The sequence below is a fragment of the Ruegeria sp. YTSA168 genome (assembly GCF_059610045.1).
Genome location: NZ_JBXWMW010000003.1, coordinates 322,799 through 339,617 on the forward strand (window position 1 = coordinate 322,799; position 16,819 = coordinate 339,617).

16 protein-coding genes are annotated in these 16,819 nt (G+C 58.5%); 8 read left to right on the top strand and 8 right to left on the bottom strand.

The features are described from left to right. Positions 1-45: 45 nt before the first annotated feature. Positions 46-1,335 carry a hypothetical protein gene (locus AC2FFE_RS08245; protein WP_496846378.1) on the top strand — a complete coding sequence of 430 codons (1,290 nt, stop codon included), beginning with the start codon at positions 46-48 and terminating at the stop codon, positions 1,333-1,335. A 36-nt stretch (positions 1,336-1,371) separates the two neighbouring features. On the opposite strand, the gene AC2FFE_RS08250 is transcribed toward AC2FFE_RS08245, so the two are convergent. Together AC2FFE_RS08250 and AC2FFE_RS08255 are read right to left on the bottom strand one after the other, a co-directional pair. Then, positions 1,372-1,929, bottom strand: coding sequence for a peptidylprolyl isomerase (locus AC2FFE_RS08250; RefSeq protein WP_496846379.1), 558 nt, complete (start codon positions 1,927-1,929; stop codon positions 1,372-1,374). Then, positions 1,922-2,428, bottom strand: coding sequence for a peptidylprolyl isomerase (locus AC2FFE_RS08255; protein WP_496817435.1), 507 nt, complete (start codon positions 2,426-2,428; stop codon positions 1,922-1,924). The genes AC2FFE_RS08250 and AC2FFE_RS08255 overlap by 8 nt, the downstream gene beginning before the upstream one ends. Before the next feature lie 136 nt (positions 2,429-2,564). Between AC2FFE_RS08255 and AC2FFE_RS08260 the strand changes: the two genes are divergently transcribed. From AC2FFE_RS08260 to AC2FFE_RS08280, 5 genes are all read left to right on the top strand, one after another. Further along, entirely contained in the window at positions 2,565-3,755 is a 1,191-nt protein-coding gene (locus AC2FFE_RS08260) for a phosphoglycerate kinase (protein ID WP_496846380.1), read from the top strand. A 150-nt stretch (positions 3,756-3,905) separates the two neighbouring features. After that, positions 3,906-4,205 (top strand): FtsB family cell division protein, encoded by a 300-nt coding sequence (locus AC2FFE_RS08265; protein ID WP_170530568.1) that lies wholly within the window; start codon positions 3,906-3,908, stop codon positions 4,203-4,205. 176 nt (positions 4,206-4,381) lie between these two features. After that, a complete protein-coding gene (gene pdhA / locus AC2FFE_RS08270; RefSeq protein WP_480826800.1) occupies positions 4,382-5,371 on the top strand; it encodes a pyruvate dehydrogenase (acetyl-transferring) E1 component subunit alpha in 990 nt (329 codons plus the stop codon). Positions 5,372-5,386: 15 nt separating this feature from the next. After that, a complete protein-coding gene (locus AC2FFE_RS08275; protein ID WP_496817433.1) occupies positions 5,387-6,757 on the top strand; it encodes a pyruvate dehydrogenase complex E1 component subunit beta in 1,371 nt (456 codons plus the stop codon). A gap of 12 nt (positions 6,758-6,769) precedes the next feature. After that, on the top strand, positions 6,770-8,071 hold the full coding sequence (locus AC2FFE_RS08280) for a pyruvate dehydrogenase complex dihydrolipoamide acetyltransferase (protein WP_496846381.1): 1,302 nt from the start codon (positions 6,770-6,772) through the stop codon (positions 8,069-8,071). A gap of 72 nt (positions 8,072-8,143) precedes the next feature. Here the strand turns inward: AC2FFE_RS08280 and cysE are convergent, their stop codons facing one another. Continuing rightward, positions 8,144-8,953 (bottom strand): serine O-acetyltransferase, encoded by an 810-nt coding sequence (gene cysE / locus AC2FFE_RS08285; protein WP_496846382.1) that lies wholly within the window; start codon positions 8,951-8,953, stop codon positions 8,144-8,146. 84 nt (positions 8,954-9,037) lie between these two features. Between cysE and AC2FFE_RS08290 the strand changes: the two genes are divergently transcribed. After that, positions 9,038-9,376 (top strand): TraR/DksA family transcriptional regulator, encoded by a 339-nt coding sequence (locus AC2FFE_RS08290; protein ID WP_496846383.1) that lies wholly within the window; start codon positions 9,038-9,040, stop codon positions 9,374-9,376. On the opposite strand, the gene AC2FFE_RS08295 is transcribed toward AC2FFE_RS08290, so the two are convergent. Genes AC2FFE_RS08295 through AC2FFE_RS08305 form a run of 3 tightly spaced genes read right to left on the bottom strand, consistent with a single transcriptional unit; the run spans position 9,357 to position 12,378 of the window. Then, on the bottom strand, positions 9,357-9,653 hold the full coding sequence (locus tag AC2FFE_RS08295; RefSeq protein WP_496817429.1) for a DUF7742 family protein: 297 nt from the start codon (positions 9,651-9,653) through the stop codon (positions 9,357-9,359). The genes AC2FFE_RS08290 and AC2FFE_RS08295 overlap by 20 nt on opposite strands. A 9-nt stretch (positions 9,654-9,662) precedes the next feature. Beyond that, positions 9,663-12,125 (bottom strand): phage tail protein, encoded by a 2,463-nt coding sequence (locus AC2FFE_RS08300; protein ID WP_496846384.1) that lies wholly within the window; start codon positions 12,123-12,125, stop codon positions 9,663-9,665. Beyond that, positions 12,046-12,378, bottom strand: coding sequence for a hypothetical protein (locus AC2FFE_RS08305; protein ID WP_496846385.1), 333 nt, complete (start codon positions 12,376-12,378; stop codon positions 12,046-12,048). The genes AC2FFE_RS08300 and AC2FFE_RS08305 overlap by 80 nt, the downstream gene beginning before the upstream one ends. A gap of 598 nt (positions 12,379-12,976) precedes the next feature. Between AC2FFE_RS08305 and AC2FFE_RS08310 the strand changes: the two genes are divergently transcribed. Beyond that, positions 12,977-14,239: a DEAD/DEAH box helicase gene (locus tag AC2FFE_RS08310; protein WP_496817427.1), complete on the top strand. Its 1,263-nt coding sequence runs from the start codon at positions 12,977-12,979 to the stop codon at positions 14,237-14,239. Positions 14,240-14,289: 50 nt separating this feature from the next. Here AC2FFE_RS08310 and mltG read toward each other — a convergent pair whose 3' ends face one another. Beyond that, complete coding sequence (gene mltG / locus AC2FFE_RS08315; RefSeq protein WP_496817426.1) at positions 14,290-15,447, bottom strand: endolytic transglycosylase MltG; 1,158 nt, start codon at positions 15,445-15,447, stop codon at positions 14,290-14,292. Then, a complete protein-coding gene (fabF, locus tag AC2FFE_RS08320; protein WP_496817425.1) occupies positions 15,448-16,713 on the bottom strand; it encodes a beta-ketoacyl-ACP synthase II in 1,266 nt (421 codons plus the stop codon). It lies immediately after the preceding gene. Positions 16,714-16,819: the final 106 nt, after the last annotated feature.

The window sequence follows — 16,819 nt, forward strand, 5'->3', positions numbered from 1 at the left end:
CCGAAAGCCGCGAATATCGCTGCGCATGTGTAAGAGTTTCTCTCAATGACCTCGCAAACCGGCTTTAAGCGTCCCGCATCGGCGATCCCGGCCTCAACCGGGCTGGTTGCGATCTTCAGTATCCCGATCCTGCACTACCTGTGGCCTCAGATGCCCGGCGTTTCAGACCGCGATCAAACCGTGCTGTTCGCCCTGACCGTATTTGGCTTGGTGGTCGTGTCTGAATTCGCTTTTGCCAAGCTTCACCGCATGCCCGGCAGTGGGCTGGTTTTCGACGCGCGGAACTTTCGCGATGCGACCTATATTCAGGATTTTCAGGTCAAACTGGTCGGGCTGGCAGCCAGCGCAGGATTGCTTGCCTTGTTCTACTGGTCGGCGGACCTTTATCGCGGGGATTGGTATTCGCCCTTCTTTTCGCTGCTCGCCGACTATTGGTGGCTAATACTGGCCGTCGTTCTGACAGTTGTCACTTCGGTGCATTTCATGATGCGGCATCCGCGGGATGGGATGTGGCATCTGGGGCGCGTGGTTCTGACCTTTGGACAGCAATCCACCCGCACGCGCGGCCTCAAAGTCTATCTGCTGGGCCTGTTGGTCAAAGGTTACTTTCTGCCACTAATGTTCTGCTATCTGGTTTATGACTGGACATTTTTTCAGTCCCGATCCTTGTGGGAGATGACAAGCTTCCCCCAAGTCTATGAGTACCTGTTCCGCTTCTCATTCTTCCTTGATCTGACTGTTGTTGTCATCGGCTACGCAACGGCCACCCGGCTGCTGATGTCCCATATCCGTTGGACAGAAACCACCGTCAGCGGCTGGCTAGTCTGCCTGGCCTGCTATGCGCCCTTCTGGCAGGTTTTGTCGCGGGACTATTTCAACTACACCCAAGAGGGGTTCGCTTGGGGTGCGTGGTTGTGGGACTATCCGGTCCTTTACACGATCTGGGGCTGCACGATCCTGTTTTTCCTTGGGATATACTGCCTCACAGCGGCCCGTATGGGGTTAAGGTTTTCGAACCTCACCTATCGCGGGCTGGCCTGTGATTTCCCCTATAATTTAAGCAAACACCCCTCATACATCAGCAAGAATATCAGCTGGTGGCTGGTTTCGATCCCATTCATCGCGGTTGATTTCTGGACCGGTGTGGCCAATTGCATGGCCCTGCTGGGGGTGAACTTCATTTACTTCATGCGCGCCTGGCATGAAGAGCGGTGCTTGTCGCAGGCCCCATCCTACCGGGCCTACCAACAACATATCAGGGAAAATGGGTTGCTGGCCCGGATCAGGCGCGTTGTATTCACAAAAACGCAGCGGGCGTCAGAAAAGCTGAACTAGGATAAACCCGGCGCTTTGGCGCGCCGGGCGAAACGTTTATTCGGTTACAGTGACGGTTTTCATCACATCCGGTTGGCCGGAAACAGCACCCGATTCAGGATGACCGCGCTTGATCGCATCAACCACATCCATGCCTTCGGTGACCTGACCGACAACCGTGTACTGACCATTCAGAAACGGCCCAGGTTCGAACATGATGAAGAATTGCGAGTTGGCGCTGTTGGGGTCCTGCGACCGTGCCATGCCAACGACACCGCGATCAAAGCTGACATCCGAGAACTCTGCCGGTACATCCGGGCGATCCGAACCACCACGGCCCGCATAGCGCATGTCAAACGCCTGATCGCTTTGGTCGCCATATTGCACGTCGCCGGTCTGTGCCATGAACCCGTCGATCACGCGGTGGAACACCACGCCATCATATTGGCCTTCGCTGGCCAGAGTGGTGATCTGCTCGACATGCTGTGGGGCCACGTCTTCGAACAGGTCGACCAGGATGGTGCCGTTGGCCCCTTCCCCTTCGACCTCGATCTGCAAACCAGTGGCCAGCGCCGGGCTTGCCAGCAGGGTAAAAGCAACAGCAAGCTTACGCATCTGCGGCCACTTTCACGCTGATCATGCGATCGGGCTGCATTGGCGGCTCCCCCCGCACGATGGCGTCCACATGTTCCATGCCTTCAATGACACGACCATAGACGGTGTACTGACCATTCAGGAAGTGATTGTCCTTAAAGTTGATGAAGAACTGCGAGTTTGCCGAGTCAGGGTTCTGCGACCGGGCTGCGCCCAATGTGCCGCGATCATGCGGCAGTTTTGAGAACTCTGCCGGAACATTCGGAAGAGATGAACCGCCAGTGCCCGCCATGCGAATGTTGAACCCGTCTTCCATATCGCCATGCTGAACGTCGCCGGTTTGTGCCATGAAGCCGTCGATCACACGATGGAACGCCACGTTGTCATACTCACCACCACGGGCCAGTTCCTTCATCCGCGCAGAATGCTGAGGGGCCACATCGGGAAGCAGCTCGATCACGACATTGCCGTCTTTCAACTCGATGATGATGGTGTTTTCGGGATCCTTGATTTCGGCCATCTGGCCCTCCTGTCGTTTTATCTTGCGCAAATACCTATGCGCCGGGCGCGTGAAAGCCAAGTGACGCATTGACCTGACGACGAAATGAAGGAAAAGAACCGCCTAAATCGGTATCAAACTCACGAAGGAATGCACGATGGGATGGAAAACGCTGGACGATATGGACCTGAACGGCAAACGCGTCTTGGTGCGTGTGGACATCAACGTACCCATCGTGGATGGCGTTGTCACCGACGCCACCCGGATCGAGCGGATCGTGCCCACCGTCCGCGATGTTCTGGCCGCAGGCGGCAAACCGATCCTGCTGGCGCATTTCGGGCGTCCGGGCGGTGAACGACGCGAGAATCTGTCACTCAAGCAACTGGTGCCCACATTGGATAGCGCCTTTGGCACGTCGGTCCTGTTTGCCGCCGATTGCTTCGGTACCGAGGCCGAACTGGCCGCAGACACCCTGCAACCCGGTCAGGTTCTGCTGCTGGAAAACACCCGCTTTCACGCAGCAGAGACCAAGAATGACGCTGATCTGGCCGCAGGCATGGCCAAGCTGGGTGACATCTATTGCAATGATGCGTTCTCTGCCGCACACCGTGCCCATAGCTCGACCGAAGCGCTGGCCCGTCTTCTGCCTGCTTGCGCAGGCCGTCTTATGCAGGCCGAGTTGCAAGCGCTGGAAGGCGCGTTGGGCGCCCCCAAACGCCCTGTGACCGCCGTGGTGGGCGGCGCGAAAGTGTCGACCAAACTGGAACTGTTGGGCAACCTGATTGACAAGGTAGACTATCTGGTGATTGGCGGAGGAATGGCCAACACCTTTCTTGTGGCCCAAGGGATCAATGTCGGTAAATCGCTGGCTGAGCGCGATATGAAAGACACCGCAGCCGAGATATTGGCAAAGGCCGAAACCTCGGGCTGCACCATTGTTCTGCCCACTGACATCGTTGTCGCTGAAAGCTTCGCGGCTCATGCACCGCATCAGGTGCTGCCTGCTGATCAATGCACCGAAGACGGCATGATCCTGGATGCCGGGCCCGATAGCGTTGCGGCAATTTCCGAGATCTTCGCAAAAAGCCAAACCTTAATCTGGAACGGCCCCCTTGGTGCGTTTGAACTGGAACCGTTTGATATGGCCACAAACGCAGCCGCACTGAAAGCGGCCGCGCTGACGCGGTCTGGTCAGTTGGTCTCGGTCGCCGGTGGGGGTGATACGGTTGCCGCCCTGAACGCATCCGGTGCTGCGGCGGATTTCTCGTATATCTCGACAGCAGGCGGTGCGTTTCTGGAATGGATGGAAGGCAAAACCCTGCCCGGCGTTGCCGCGCTGGAGCAATAACGCGGTTTTGCGGGCGATCGAATAATCTGACCCTTCCGCAAGATTTTGCGAATCAGGGGATTCACAACCCGAATCACCTGTGACATAGTGCTGTCAGAGGTTCGCAAAGAACCCGTTATTGAGGCAAGTTTTCATACGGCGGTAAACAGAGTGTCCCGTTCCAATCGGCCCGGTTTGGGCTCAGTTGCTTTCTTCTCGGTGGCTTTCATGCTGGGTGTCTATTTCACCTTTGCCGCCGTGCAGGGCGACTATGGCCTGTTCCGGCGGGTCGAGATTGCAGCGGAACGGGACGCTCTGTCACGCGACCTGGCCAAGCTCGAAACCGAGATCGTCGAGATGGAAAACCTGACGCGTCGCCTGTCAGATACCTATCTGGATCTCGATCTGCTGGACCAACAGGCGCGGTCGATCCTGGGCATGATCCGCGCAGATGAGATTGTGATCCGTTAAGGCGGACCAAGCTTTCGTCGAAAATCCTATCTTTTACGGCTAGCTGACCGGTTGCACCCCGGCCAGTTTCTGCACCTTGCGACGCTGCGTCAGATTTCCCCTCGCCAGAAAGACAGAAATGCTTTATGAGATAGTTTAACGCTAAACTATCTGTCCGAAAGGGAGAGGTCGCCACGATGGCTGCGCGAAAAACCACAAAGAAACCAAATGTTTCTGCGGAAGAACTTAAGACATATTACCGCGAAATGCTTCTGATCCGCCGATTCGAAGAAAAGGCTGGTCAGCTTTATGGAATGGGTCTGATCGGTGGGTTCTGCCACCTCTATATCGGACAGGAAGCGGTTGTTGTCGGTCTGGAAGCAGCGGCCAAGGAAGGTGACAAGCGGATCACCTCGTACCGCGATCACGGTCATATGCTGGCCTGCGGCATGGACCCGGGCGGCGTGATGGCCGAACTGACCGGGCGCGAGGGCGGTTTGTCTAAGGGCAAAGGCGGCTCGATGCATATGTTCTCGAAAGAGAAGCATTTCTATGGCGGCCACGGCATTGTCGGTGCGCAGGTCCCGCTGGGTGCCGGGCTGGCCTTTGCGGATAAGTACAAAGAGAACGGTGGTGTGACCTTCACCTATTTCGGGGACGGTGCCGCGAACCAAGGCCAGGTTTACGAAACCTTCAACATGGCCGCCCTTTGGGAGCTGCCGGTGGTGTTCGTGATCGAGAACAACCAATACGCCATGGGCACCGCGCAGGCGCGCTCGACCTCCTCCGCCGATATCTACCATCGCGGTCAGGCCTTTGGCATTCCCGGTGAAATGGTCAACGGTATGGATGTTCTGGCGGTCAAGGAAGCGGGTGAAAAGGCTGTTGCTCACTGCCGCGCTGGCAAGGGGCCTTACATCCTTGAGGTCAAGACCTACCGCTACCGCGGCCATTCAATGTCTGACCCGGCAAAGTACCGCACCCGTGAAGAAGTTCAGAAGGTCCGCGAACAAAGCGACCCGATCGAACATGTGCGCGAACTGCTGCTGACCGGCAAACACGCGACCGAGGATGACCTGAAAGCGATCGACAAAGAGATCAAAGAGGTCGTCAACCAGGCCGCTGAATTCTCGAAAGAAAGCCCCGAGCCTTCCGTTGAAGAGCTCTGGACAGATATCTACGCCTGAGAGGACGACTAAGACATGGCAACCGAAATTCTCATGCCCGCCCTTTCGCCCACGATGGAAGAGGGCACGCTGGCCAAATGGCTGGTCAAGGAAGGCGACACCGTATCCTCGGGCGATATCATGGCCGAGATCGAAACCGACAAGGCGACGATGGAGTTCGAAGCGGTCGATGAAGGTATCGTCGGCAAAATCCTGATCGAAGAAGGCACCGAAGGGGTCAAGGTCAATACCCCCATCGCAGTGCTGGTCGAAGAAGGCGAAGACGCCTCCGCCCTGCCTGCGGCTGCACCCGCAGCCGCAGCGGTGGTCGAGGCCGCCCCTGCGGCGGTTGAGGCCCCCGCCCCTGCCTCTGCCCCGGCTGCACCGGTGGTGGATCTGTCTCCTGACTGGCCCGCCGATGCCGAGATGAAATCCGAAACCGTCCGCGAAGCCTTGCGTGATGCGATGGCCGAAGAGATGCGCAGCGACGAAGACGTCTATCTGATGGGCGAGGAAGTTGCCGAATACCAAGGCGCATACAAAATCTCCCAAGGTCTGCTGGACGAATTCGGCCCCAAACGCGTGATCGACACCCCGATCACCGAGCATGGCTTTGCTGGTATCGCGGTTGGTTCTGCCTTCGGTGGCCTGAAACCCATCGTCGAATTCATGACCTTCAACTTCGCCATGCAAGCGATTGACCAGATCATCAACTCTGCAGCCAAGACGCTTTATATGTCCGGCGGTCAGATGGGCTGTCCCATCGTGTTCCGCGGTCCCAACGGCGCCGCCGCCCGTGTGGCAGCCCAGCACTCTCAGGATTATGCGGCATGGTACATGCAGATACCCGGCCTGAAAGTCGTCATGCCCTATTCGGCTGCTGACGCCAAAGGCCTGCTGAAATCAGCAATCCGTGATCCCAACCCGGTGATCTTTCTGGAAAACGAAATCCTTTACGGCCGCTCGTTCGACATGCCGCAAGTGGATGATCTGAGCATCCCACTGGGCAAGGCGCGCATCTGGCGCGAAGGCTCGGACGTGACCATCGTCAGCTTTGGTATCGGCATGCAATACGCGCTGGAGGCCGCTGACAGACTGGCCGAAGAGGGCATCAGCGCCGAGGTCATCGACCTGCGCACGATCCGCCCGATGGACACCGGCGCGATCATCAACTCGGTGATGAAAACCAACCGTCTGGTCACGGTTGAGGAAGGCTGGCCGCAGGGTTCGGTTGGCAGCTACATCAGTTCGGTGGTGATGCAGGAAGCGTTCGATTATCTCGACGCGCCCGTCATCAACTGCACCGGCAAGGACGTTCCGATGCCGTATGCGGCGAACCTCGAAAAGCTGGCCCTGATCACCACCGATGAGGTGATCGCCGCCGTCAAACAAGTGACCTACCGGTAAGGAGCGAGACAGATGCCCACAGAAATTCTGATGCCAGCCCTGTCGCCAACCATGGAGGAAGGCACGCTTGCCAAATGGCTGGTCAAAGAGGGCGACACCGTATCGTCCGGCGACCTGCTGGCCGAGATCGAAACCGACAAGGCCACGATGGAGTTCGAGGCCGTTGATGAAGGCACCATCGGCAAGATTCTGATCCCCGAAGGCTCCGAAGGCGTCAAGGTCAACACCGCGATTGCGGTTCTGCTGGAAGATGGCGAAAGCGCTGATGATATCGCCGCTGCGCCTGCCAAGGCTCCTGAGGCGGCGCCAGCCGCAGCGGGCAACGAGGCCGCCGCCTCAGCGGCGTCCGAGGCGCCCGCCCCTGCGCCGGCGGCTCCGGTCAAGGCCGATGGCGTTCGCATCTTTGCTTCGCCTCTGGCTCGTCGTATCGCGGCACAAAAAGGTCTGGATCTGTCACAGATCACCGGCTCTGGCCCCCATGGTCGTATCGTCAAGGCGGACGTGGAAGGCGCTACTGCGACGGCTCCGGTTGCTGCCCTTGCGCCTGCCGCCGCTACGGCCCCGGCTGCCGCCGCTCCGACTGGCCCATCCGCCGACATGGTCGCGCGGATGTATGAGGGTCGCGACTACGAGGAAATCGCACTGGACGGTATGCGCAAGACCATTGCTGCACGCCTGTCCGAGGCCAAACAGACTATCCCGCATTTCTACCTGCGCCGCGATATCAAGTTGGATGCTCTGCTCAAGTTCCGCAGCCAGTTGAACAAGCAACTCGAAGGTCGGGGCGTCAAGCTCAGCGTCAATGACTTCATCATCAAAGCCGTTGCCAACGCGCTGCAACAGGTTCCAGCGTGCAACGCCGTCTGGGCAGGCGACCGGGTGCTACAGCTGAAACCCTCGGACGTTGCCGTCGCGGTTGCGATCGAAGGCGGTCTGTTCACTCCGGTGCTACAGGACGCCGACACCAAGTCTCTGTCGGCCCTGTCGACCGAGATGAAGGACCTTGCCGGCCGCGCCCGCGAACGCAAGCTGGCCCCGCATGAATATCAGGGCGGTACTTTCGCGGTCTCAAACCTCGGCATGTTCGGCATCGACAATTTCGACGCCATCGTGAACCCGCCGCATGCAGGTATTCTTGCGGTCGGTTCAGGCATCAAGAAACCGGTTGTGGGCGATGACGGAGAACTGGCCGTTGCCACCGTCATGTCCGTCACCATGTCGGTCGATCACCGCGTTATCGACGGCGCGCTTGGGGCGGAACTGCTGCAGGCTATTGTCGACAATCTGGAAAACCCGATGGTCATGTTGGCCTAAGCCAAGCCGATCATCAAAAGCAAAAGGCCGCTTCGATACCCGAGGCGGCCTTTTGCTTTTGTCACTATCTAACTAATGATCTTTGCCCAGCATGTGATCCATCGAGATCGAAGGTTGATCGCACCCGGCCTCGCCTACGATCTTGGCAGGTATGCCAGCAACGGTTTTGCAAGATGGCACAGGTTGTAAAACCACGGACCCAGCAGCGATGCGGCTGCAATGGCCGACCTCGATATTGCCCAGAACCTTAGCCCCGGCCCCGATCAGAACGCCATCGCCAATAGTCGGATGGCGCTGTTCTTCTTCTTTGCCGGTCCCGCCCAGCGTCACCGAATGCAGCATCGAAACATTGTCACCGACAACCGCAGTCTCACCAATGACAATCGAATGGGCATGGTCGATCATAATCCCCTTGCCGATCCTGGCGGCCGGATGAATATCGATTCCAAAAATCTCGGATGAGCGCATCTGGAAGAAGTAGGCCAGATCGTGCCGACCCTTCCGCCACAGCCAATGCGCCACGCGATAGGCCTGCATCGCCTGATAGCCTTTGAAGTACAAGATCGGCTGCAACAGGCGGTGGCAGGCTGGATCACGTTCATAGACGGCCATCAGATCGGCACGCGCTGCCTCGATCAGGCTGGAATCGTCGGCATAAGCCTCATCCACGATCTCGCGCAGCACCATCATCGACATCTCATTCGAACACAGTTTGGCCGAGATACGATAGGACAAAGCCCGCTCAAGACTGCGGTGATGCAAGACACAAGCATGGACGAGCCCGCCCATCAGCGGCTCTTTTTCCACGGCCTCGGTCGCCTCTGAGGTGATACGGGTCCAAACCGGATCGACCGGCGTTATATGGCTGCGATTTTCAAACATGGCTTTTGATCCTCTGCTGCGCCTAGAATGCCATTTAGTGACAAAAACACCAAACGCAAACCCGTGATCGGCCCTTCAACAAAAATGAATGAAACAGAACGCAGCTATTTCGACACCCTGATCCGCGCCCGTTTGAAGGAGATTTCAGTGCTTTCTGCATCATCACAGCAAGCACAGGCTGTCGTCGAGCTGGACCAGCAGGCCGTCGGACGCCTCAGCCGCATGGATGCCTTGCAAAATCAGGCGATGGCCAAAGCGCAGCAAACGAACCGGGATATCGAAACGCACCGCTTCAAAGCGGCGTTGCAACGTTTAGAAGACGGCGAATACGGATATTGCGAGGATTGCGGCGATCGAATCCCGGATGGCCGTCTAAAACTGGACCTGGCGGCCAGCAAATGCGTCAGCTGCGCCTCTGGCTGAGGTGAAAGCGGACCAGCTGGCGCAGAACCAGTTCAAAACATTGGCAATACTGCACATCATCAAACCCGGGTTCATCCGCAAGTTTTCGGTTTCGCGCCGCTGCCATCAGCGATCCATTTCCATACAACGGATGCAAACGCCCGTAAGCTTTGATATGCGCGTCTGCCAGTTCCGCTTCGGCGATCATCTTCAAACATAGAATCTTTCGCTGAGGCTGCGGCACCGCCAACAAGGCGCGCGCCGCAGCGCTAAGGTCCCCATGTAGCAAAGGACGCATCGGAACAGTCTACCCGACCAATACGCGGGCCAGGGCACCCGGACCGTAGATGGCTGAAACCTGAGCAACTTCTACTTCGAACGGCCCGGACACCCCATCTGCCGCCTGCATCGCCGCTGTATTGGCCCAGCTTGGTTGGGTCACCACCTCTTCGCGCAGAACCGTTGAGCCGGACAATGCCCGCACCAGATACGTCTCGGTTTCTTCGCCCAGCGGTACGTCCAGACCGGACCAGTCATCGCCGTCCACACGGGTGCGACGTACCCAGTTGATCGCATAACCATCAGTTGCCGCCCTTGCCGCCAGATGTGCCGGCGAATACGGTCGAAGCCCATTGCCCTCAAATGCTTGAACCAGATGCGTATAAGACGGATCGTCATACCCTCGGGTCGCGGGTCCGATGCGATAGTGTTTGTCTATCCGCCGCTCGGTCCTCAGCAGGTTGATCTGCGAAACACTGTCGTTCAGCAGCACAAAAACCGACCCGTCTGGCCAGGCATCGGGCATCAGGGCATCCGTCCCCAACTGCCCGCGCAGCCGCCCAGACAGCGCGTAAACACCGGGGCTTTCCAGCATCGCATTCGAAAACTGAAACACTTCCCAATTTCCGGGTGTTCCATCACCAATGGCCGCAAGGTTCAAACCATTCAACAGTGCCTCGCGCGGTTGCGATTCGAGTTGGCCCTCAATCAACCTGACCCGAAGGACCGGGCCATCGTCCCAAAGCCCGGTGCTGGCGCGCAGCAGCGGCGTCTCAGTCCGGCCCATGGTCGCAGGTGCGGTGATCACATCGCTCAGCGTATAGCCCTGATCGGTCGCTGAGCTATAGACCGCCGCATTCCCCGGCCATGGATCAGCCGACACAGCCAGATAAGGCGCATGCGGAACCTCAGCCCCCGTAATCAGCGGCAAATCCATAAAGACCGGTAGCACCGGAACAGGCGCCAGATAGGGCTTTACCGAGACCGGATCCTCATCAATATCCGACAGCTTATAGACCCCCGGCTCAACCCGAATAGCATCTGCCAGTTGCAGTTCTGCCGTCTCCATCCGGTCGATCCGGTAGAGCGCACCCTTGGCCTCGCCCGACAGTCGAACAACATCCCCAGCCCCCAGATGCATCATCGAAGGGGGCAGCGCAAACCGGGTGCTATCGCGCGAAACGCACGCCTCGCTGAGCCAGCGTTCGACAGTTTGCCGTCCTTCGCCGCGCGTCATCGACAGGGGCATCTCATTGACCGAAACGGAATGGGTGCTGACATCGGGCAGCACTGCCTCTTCGGCGACGAAATCGTGGTCCGCATCGGACTGGACAAAGCGCAGGCGCACGCGCCCGGTCATCTCGGCTTCGGCCTCGCGGCGGTATTCGACTGTGCCATCCAGATCAGGGCTGACCGCCAGAAGATCTGGGTTTAGATCGACCGCGCCATAGCCATCCCGCATCTGAAACCGCAACACGCCGTCACGTTCGATGGCGTCGAACCCATAGCGCAGCATAAGTGGTTGCAAGGCGGAGCGCGCATTGGTCACGTCTTCGATGACATAGCCGCGCACAACGCCATAGAGGCCCGAAACATCGATATCAGTCACCCCTGCGCCATAGCAGATTTCAGTCACGACCGAGGCCAGCGTGCGTGCGCCCGACCGCCCGTTCAGCCAGTGACCGCGCGCATAGTTGCCACCGTCGCTCCATTTCGCGCCCTGGTTGGGGAAAGCCGGAAACGGCCGCGCATCCCAGGCCCAGACATAGGCGTTGGACATATCCACCATCGGACCGCCATAGACCGTTGAGGTCGGGTTGATCTGCGGATCACCCCAATAGCTCAGCATCGCCCTCAGATACTGAACCTGAATGAAATCATCCCGCATGCCGTTGGAATAGGCAGGCAGCCGAGATTCAGACGATTTGGGATCCAGAAACTTGTTTGGTTGATTGGTGCCCTTGTCGATGGCCGCACAGCCCAGTTCATCCACCCAGGCCGCATCAAATTGTGGCCCGCGCAACCCCTCGGGATCATGCGCCGAAAACGCCTGTGCCTCGGCCCCATTGGGCCAAATCAACTTGCGTTCCGATGCCTTCCACGTCGGCCGCCGATCCGGCGGCGAGCACTGCAATATCCCGCTATCGCCAAAGATCATCACGTCGCGCACCTGATCAAAGGTTTCACCGACCAAGGCCACGCGACTGGCCGCGCCTTTATCCAAAGGCTTGGCCCCTTCGACCATCGACCGCACCCATTCGGCCCCAGCCCGTGTCTTACCTGCCCCGCGCCCGCCCATGATCACCCAGGACCGCCAGTCGCCCTCTGGCGGCAATTGATGCGGCAGCGCCCAGAACTCAAACAGGAAAGGGAGGGCAAACAGCCCTCCCTCCCCGATCTCACTCAGAAATCTATCCTGCACCGCTACAGGTGCGGAGGCGAGCCAGCCTGCACCCGACCTCAAACCGAGCCCTGTCAAGGTCGAGCGCATAGCCCCCTTGGGCAATTCCGGCTTGTCTGTGATGTTGTTCGACAAAGCTTGTCTCCACTTTCTGACAACTGCGGATCAGCCCCTCTAACTGCCCGAGTTGCTTGGCTGAACCAGCAAGATCTGCATCCTCCCCGGCACCAATTTGCTTGCGCAGGTCTTCCGCCGCTTGCCGCAAACTGCGAATGGACACCTCAAGCGACCGCAACAACTCTGCCGTCTGAGAAATCCGCTCTTCCGGGGTAATTAACGTCATGTTTGCCTGTGACCTCATGCGTGAGTGTTCTCCGCACGACAGAAATGAAAAGCGGCCACCGGGTCGCCCCGGGGCCGTTGCCCACTTCTTCTAGCATGGCACAATAGATACGGAAAATAGTACGCAATGTCAATATCTTGCGCAACATGGACGCAACAGGCACCGTACGCTTTGTTAACTCATTTACAGAACTCAGATCGCCGCTTTGGATACTACGCGCCCGACCAATGCACTACGCTGTACAAACTGCAAAGCCATGCCAGTGTACTCCCAAATGTCTCGGCACACAGACGATCCTTCAGAACACATCGCCGGATGAATAGCAGCGCCCAAGGCTTGACATTCGTGTTGCAACACCGCATGTGCCCTTCAATCAGCGCTGATGCGTGAGCACAGATGGGCCTTAACCGCCCCACAGCGCCCCATAAACACTCTCCAGTTCCCATTCACGCAGGGTTCTTGACGCGACGGCCAGATGACACAGGATTCACCTGTGTATCCCGAGGCTGCGCAAAACCCTGCTGGTTACGTGGTTTCCGCGTGACCTGTTTCAAATGCTTCCCTTCTGCGTTTTGCAGGGGAGAAAAAAGGATAGACATTGTTCGACTTTGACATGCTGGGCCTGGCCCCAGCTCTAAACGACGCGCTGAAACGCGCGAACTTCTCTGAACCGACCCCGATCCAGAATCAGGCCATTCCATTGGCCCTGAACGGGCATGACATTCTCGGCCTGGCCCAAACGGGAACCGGCAAAACGCTGGCGTTTGGCCTGCCTTTGATCGATCACCTCTTGGCCCAACCGGGCAAGCCCGATCCCAAAACCGCCAAGGCCCTGATCCTTGCCCCAACGCGCGAGTTGGTGAACCAGATCGCCGATAGCCTGCGCAATCTGACCAAGAAGACCAAACTGCGCGTTGCCACTGTTGTGGGCGGCCAATCGATCAACAAACAGATCGCCTTTCTGGCGCGCGGAACCGATGTTCTCGTCGCCACCCCTGGCCGCCTGATCGACCTGATGGAGCGTGGCGCCGTAGACCTCGGCGCGGTGCGCCATCTGGTGCTGGACGAGGCGGATCAGATGCTGGACCTGGGCTTTATCCACGCGCTGCGCAGGATCGCACCCGCACTGGGCACTCCACGCCAGACCATGCTGTTCTCGGCCACCATGCCCAAGCAGATGGAAGAGCTTAGCCGGGCCTATCTGACCGACCCGCAGCGTGTGCAGGTCTCGCCTCCGGGCAAGGCGGCGGACAAGATCACCCAATCGGTGCATTTCGTCAGTAAACCGGGAAAACCTGGCAAACTGCGTGAAATCCTGTCCAAGGACACGAACGCGCTGACCCTGGTCTTCTCACGCACCAAACACGGGGCCGAGAAGCTGATGAAAGGCCTTGTCGCAGATGGCTACAACGCAGCCTCGATCCATGGCAACAAAAGTCAGGGGCAGCGGGATCGCGCGATCAAAGCTTTCCGCGCCGGAGAGACCACCGTATTGGTCGCAACCGATGTGGCAGCACGCGGGATCGACATTCCGGGCGTGGCCTATGTGATCAACTACGATCTGCCTGAAGTTCCCGACAACTATGTCCACCGCATCGGACGCACCGCACGGGCTGGCCGGGAAGGTGAGGCCATCGCTTTCTGCTCACCGGAAGAAGTTGATCTGCTACGTCAGATTCAGAAACTGATGAAAATCGACATCCCCGTCGCCAGCGGAACGATGCCTGAAGCTGTACAAGTGGAACGCCCCGGTCGGCGACAAGGCAACAGACGCCGTGGCTTCAAGCCGAAACCGGCCAATGGGACGTCAAAGCCCTCGCAATCCAAGCGTCGGCGCCCCGGCCGCAAACCGGCAGCATGATCCTGACAAAAAAACAGCGCCCTAACCGGCGCTGTTTTTTATGTTCTGGGTTAGTTGCCTGAGTTCCGTTCGGCCTCAATCTCGCGCCATTTGGCGACATTGCGGTTGTGCTCTTGCAATGTCTCAGCAAAAGCGTGGCCCCCGGTGCCGTCGGCAACGAAGAAGATGTAGTCCGTGTTGTCCGGAGACACGGCAGCCTCAAGGCTCGCCTGACCGGGGTTTGCAATTGGTGTCGGCGGCAAACCATCGATCTGATAGGTGTTCCAAGGTGTTGGGCGGTTCAATTCGCTGCGGCGTAGCCCACGCCCCAGCGTCCCCTGCCCTTTGGTGACGCCATAGATCACAGTCGGGTCCGTTTGCAGCCGCATGCCCTGATTCAAGCGGTTGACAAACACGCTTGCTACCTGCCCACGTTCGCTAGCAACACCGGTTTCCTTCTCAATGATCGACGCAAGGATCAACATCTCCTCTGGGCTTTGCAGCGGCAGACCGTCCTGACGGCTCTCCCAGGCGGCATTGATACGCAGCTGCTGCTTGTCCTGCATGGCCTGAAGGATCTCGTTCCGATCCTGCCCGGCAGCGACATCATAGCTGTCCGGCGCCAACGACCCTTCGGCGGGAATTTCAGTCACCTCACCGCTCAGCGCTTCAAAACCCTTCAACGCCTCGACCACCTGCCACGAGGTCACACCCTCGGCCAGCGACACACGATAGCGAGTATCCGCTTCGCCACGTTTCTCGGCGTAAGCCTCTGGCGCTTCTTCTTCCGCCGCATCGAATGACGCAATTTCAACGAAATCCAGCGTCGCCGGATTCAGCTCGCGCACCCGCGTCTGTGCACGTGTCACACCGATCCGGTATTCAATCTCGGACCCACAGGTGCTGGCCCCGCTGCTGGTGATTTCGTCGATAATCTCCTCCATCGACGCACCTTCGCGCACCAGAAAGCTACCAGCCTTCAACTGTTGCGACCGGTCGGTGTAATCCGCGGCCATACGAAAGATCGTTGCACTGCTGATAGCGCCCTGATCTTCCAGCTCACGGCTGACACGGGTCATGTTCGATCCGCCTGCGACCTGCAGGCAGATCGCAGTTTCCAGCGGGCCCTGGGCCTTGTACTGCGTTTGGCCCCACAAGATCAGACCGCCCATCAGAAACAGGCCAACCACCAGAATGGTCAGCGCGTTTGATGCAATGGCCCGCCACATTTAACTGACCTTTCCGAAGATCACGCTGGCATTGGTGCCGCCAAACCCGAACGAATTAGACAGGGCAACGTTGATCTCACGCTCACGTTTCGCGTTGGGCGCCAGATCGATGGGCGTTTCGACCGCCGGATTGTCCAGGTTAATCGTCGGCGGGGCAACCTGATCCCGGATCGCCAGGATCGAGAATATCGCCTCGATCGCGCCCGCAGCGCCCAACAAGTGGCCTGTGGCCGATTTGGTCGAGGACATGGTCGCATTCGCGGCATGATCACCCAGCAGGCGCTCAACCGCGCCAAGTTCGATTGTGTCCGCCATGGTCGATGTGCCATGCGCGTTGATATAGTCCAGATCCTTCGGCTCAAGACCTGCACTGCGCAGGGCGGCCTTCATCGAACGCTCGGCCCCGTCCCCATCCTCGGACGGCGCGGTGATGTGATAGGCGTCACCCGACATGCCATAGCCCAGCACCTCGGCGTAAATCTTGGCACCGCGCGCCTTGGCGTGTTCATAGTCTTCCAGAACCACAACGCCCGATCCTTCGCCCATGACAAACCCGTCGCGGTCGATATCATACGGGCGGCTGGCTTTCTTCGGATCGTCGGCATATTTGGTCGACAGCGCCTTACACGCGTTGAAACCGGCGATCCCGATCTCGCAAATACAGCCTTCGCCACCACCAGCGATCATCACATCCGCATCCCCTGCACGGATGATCCGGCTGGCGTCCCCAATCGCGTGGGCCCCCGTGGAACAGGCGGTCACAACAGAATGGTTCGGTCCCTTGAACCCAAACCGGATCGACACCTGACCCGAAGCCAAGTTGATCAGAGCGCCCGGAATAAAGAAAGGCGACACGCGGCGCGGGCCCTTGTCACGGATCAGATTGGCGGTTTCGGCAATCGAGCCCAGACCACCAATCCCGGATCCAATCAGAACCCCGGTCCGCAGGCGATCTTCCTCACCTTCCGGGGTCCAGTCTGCATCCTTGCAGGCCATCTCGGCCGCCGCGATGGAATATAGGATAAAGTCTTCGATCTTACGCTGTTCTTTCGGCGGCATCCAATCGTCAGGATTGAATGTGCCGTTTGTTCCATCGCCACGGGGAACTTCGCATGCATATGTCGTGGTGACACCGCTTGCTTCGGCATCAAACAACGTGATGGGGCCTGCGCCGGACTCACCGTCCAGCAGGCGCGACCAGGTTTCTTCGACCCCGCTGGCCAAAGGAGTGACCAATCCCAGACCGGTTACGACGACTCTGCGCATGTAGTGCCTCTTGCCTGCTTGCTGTTATGAGAAACGCTCATACCCCGGCCCGGGGTCCGGGGGCAAGAGCAAGGCGATAATCGGCGCATGCCACTTACCGCCTTGC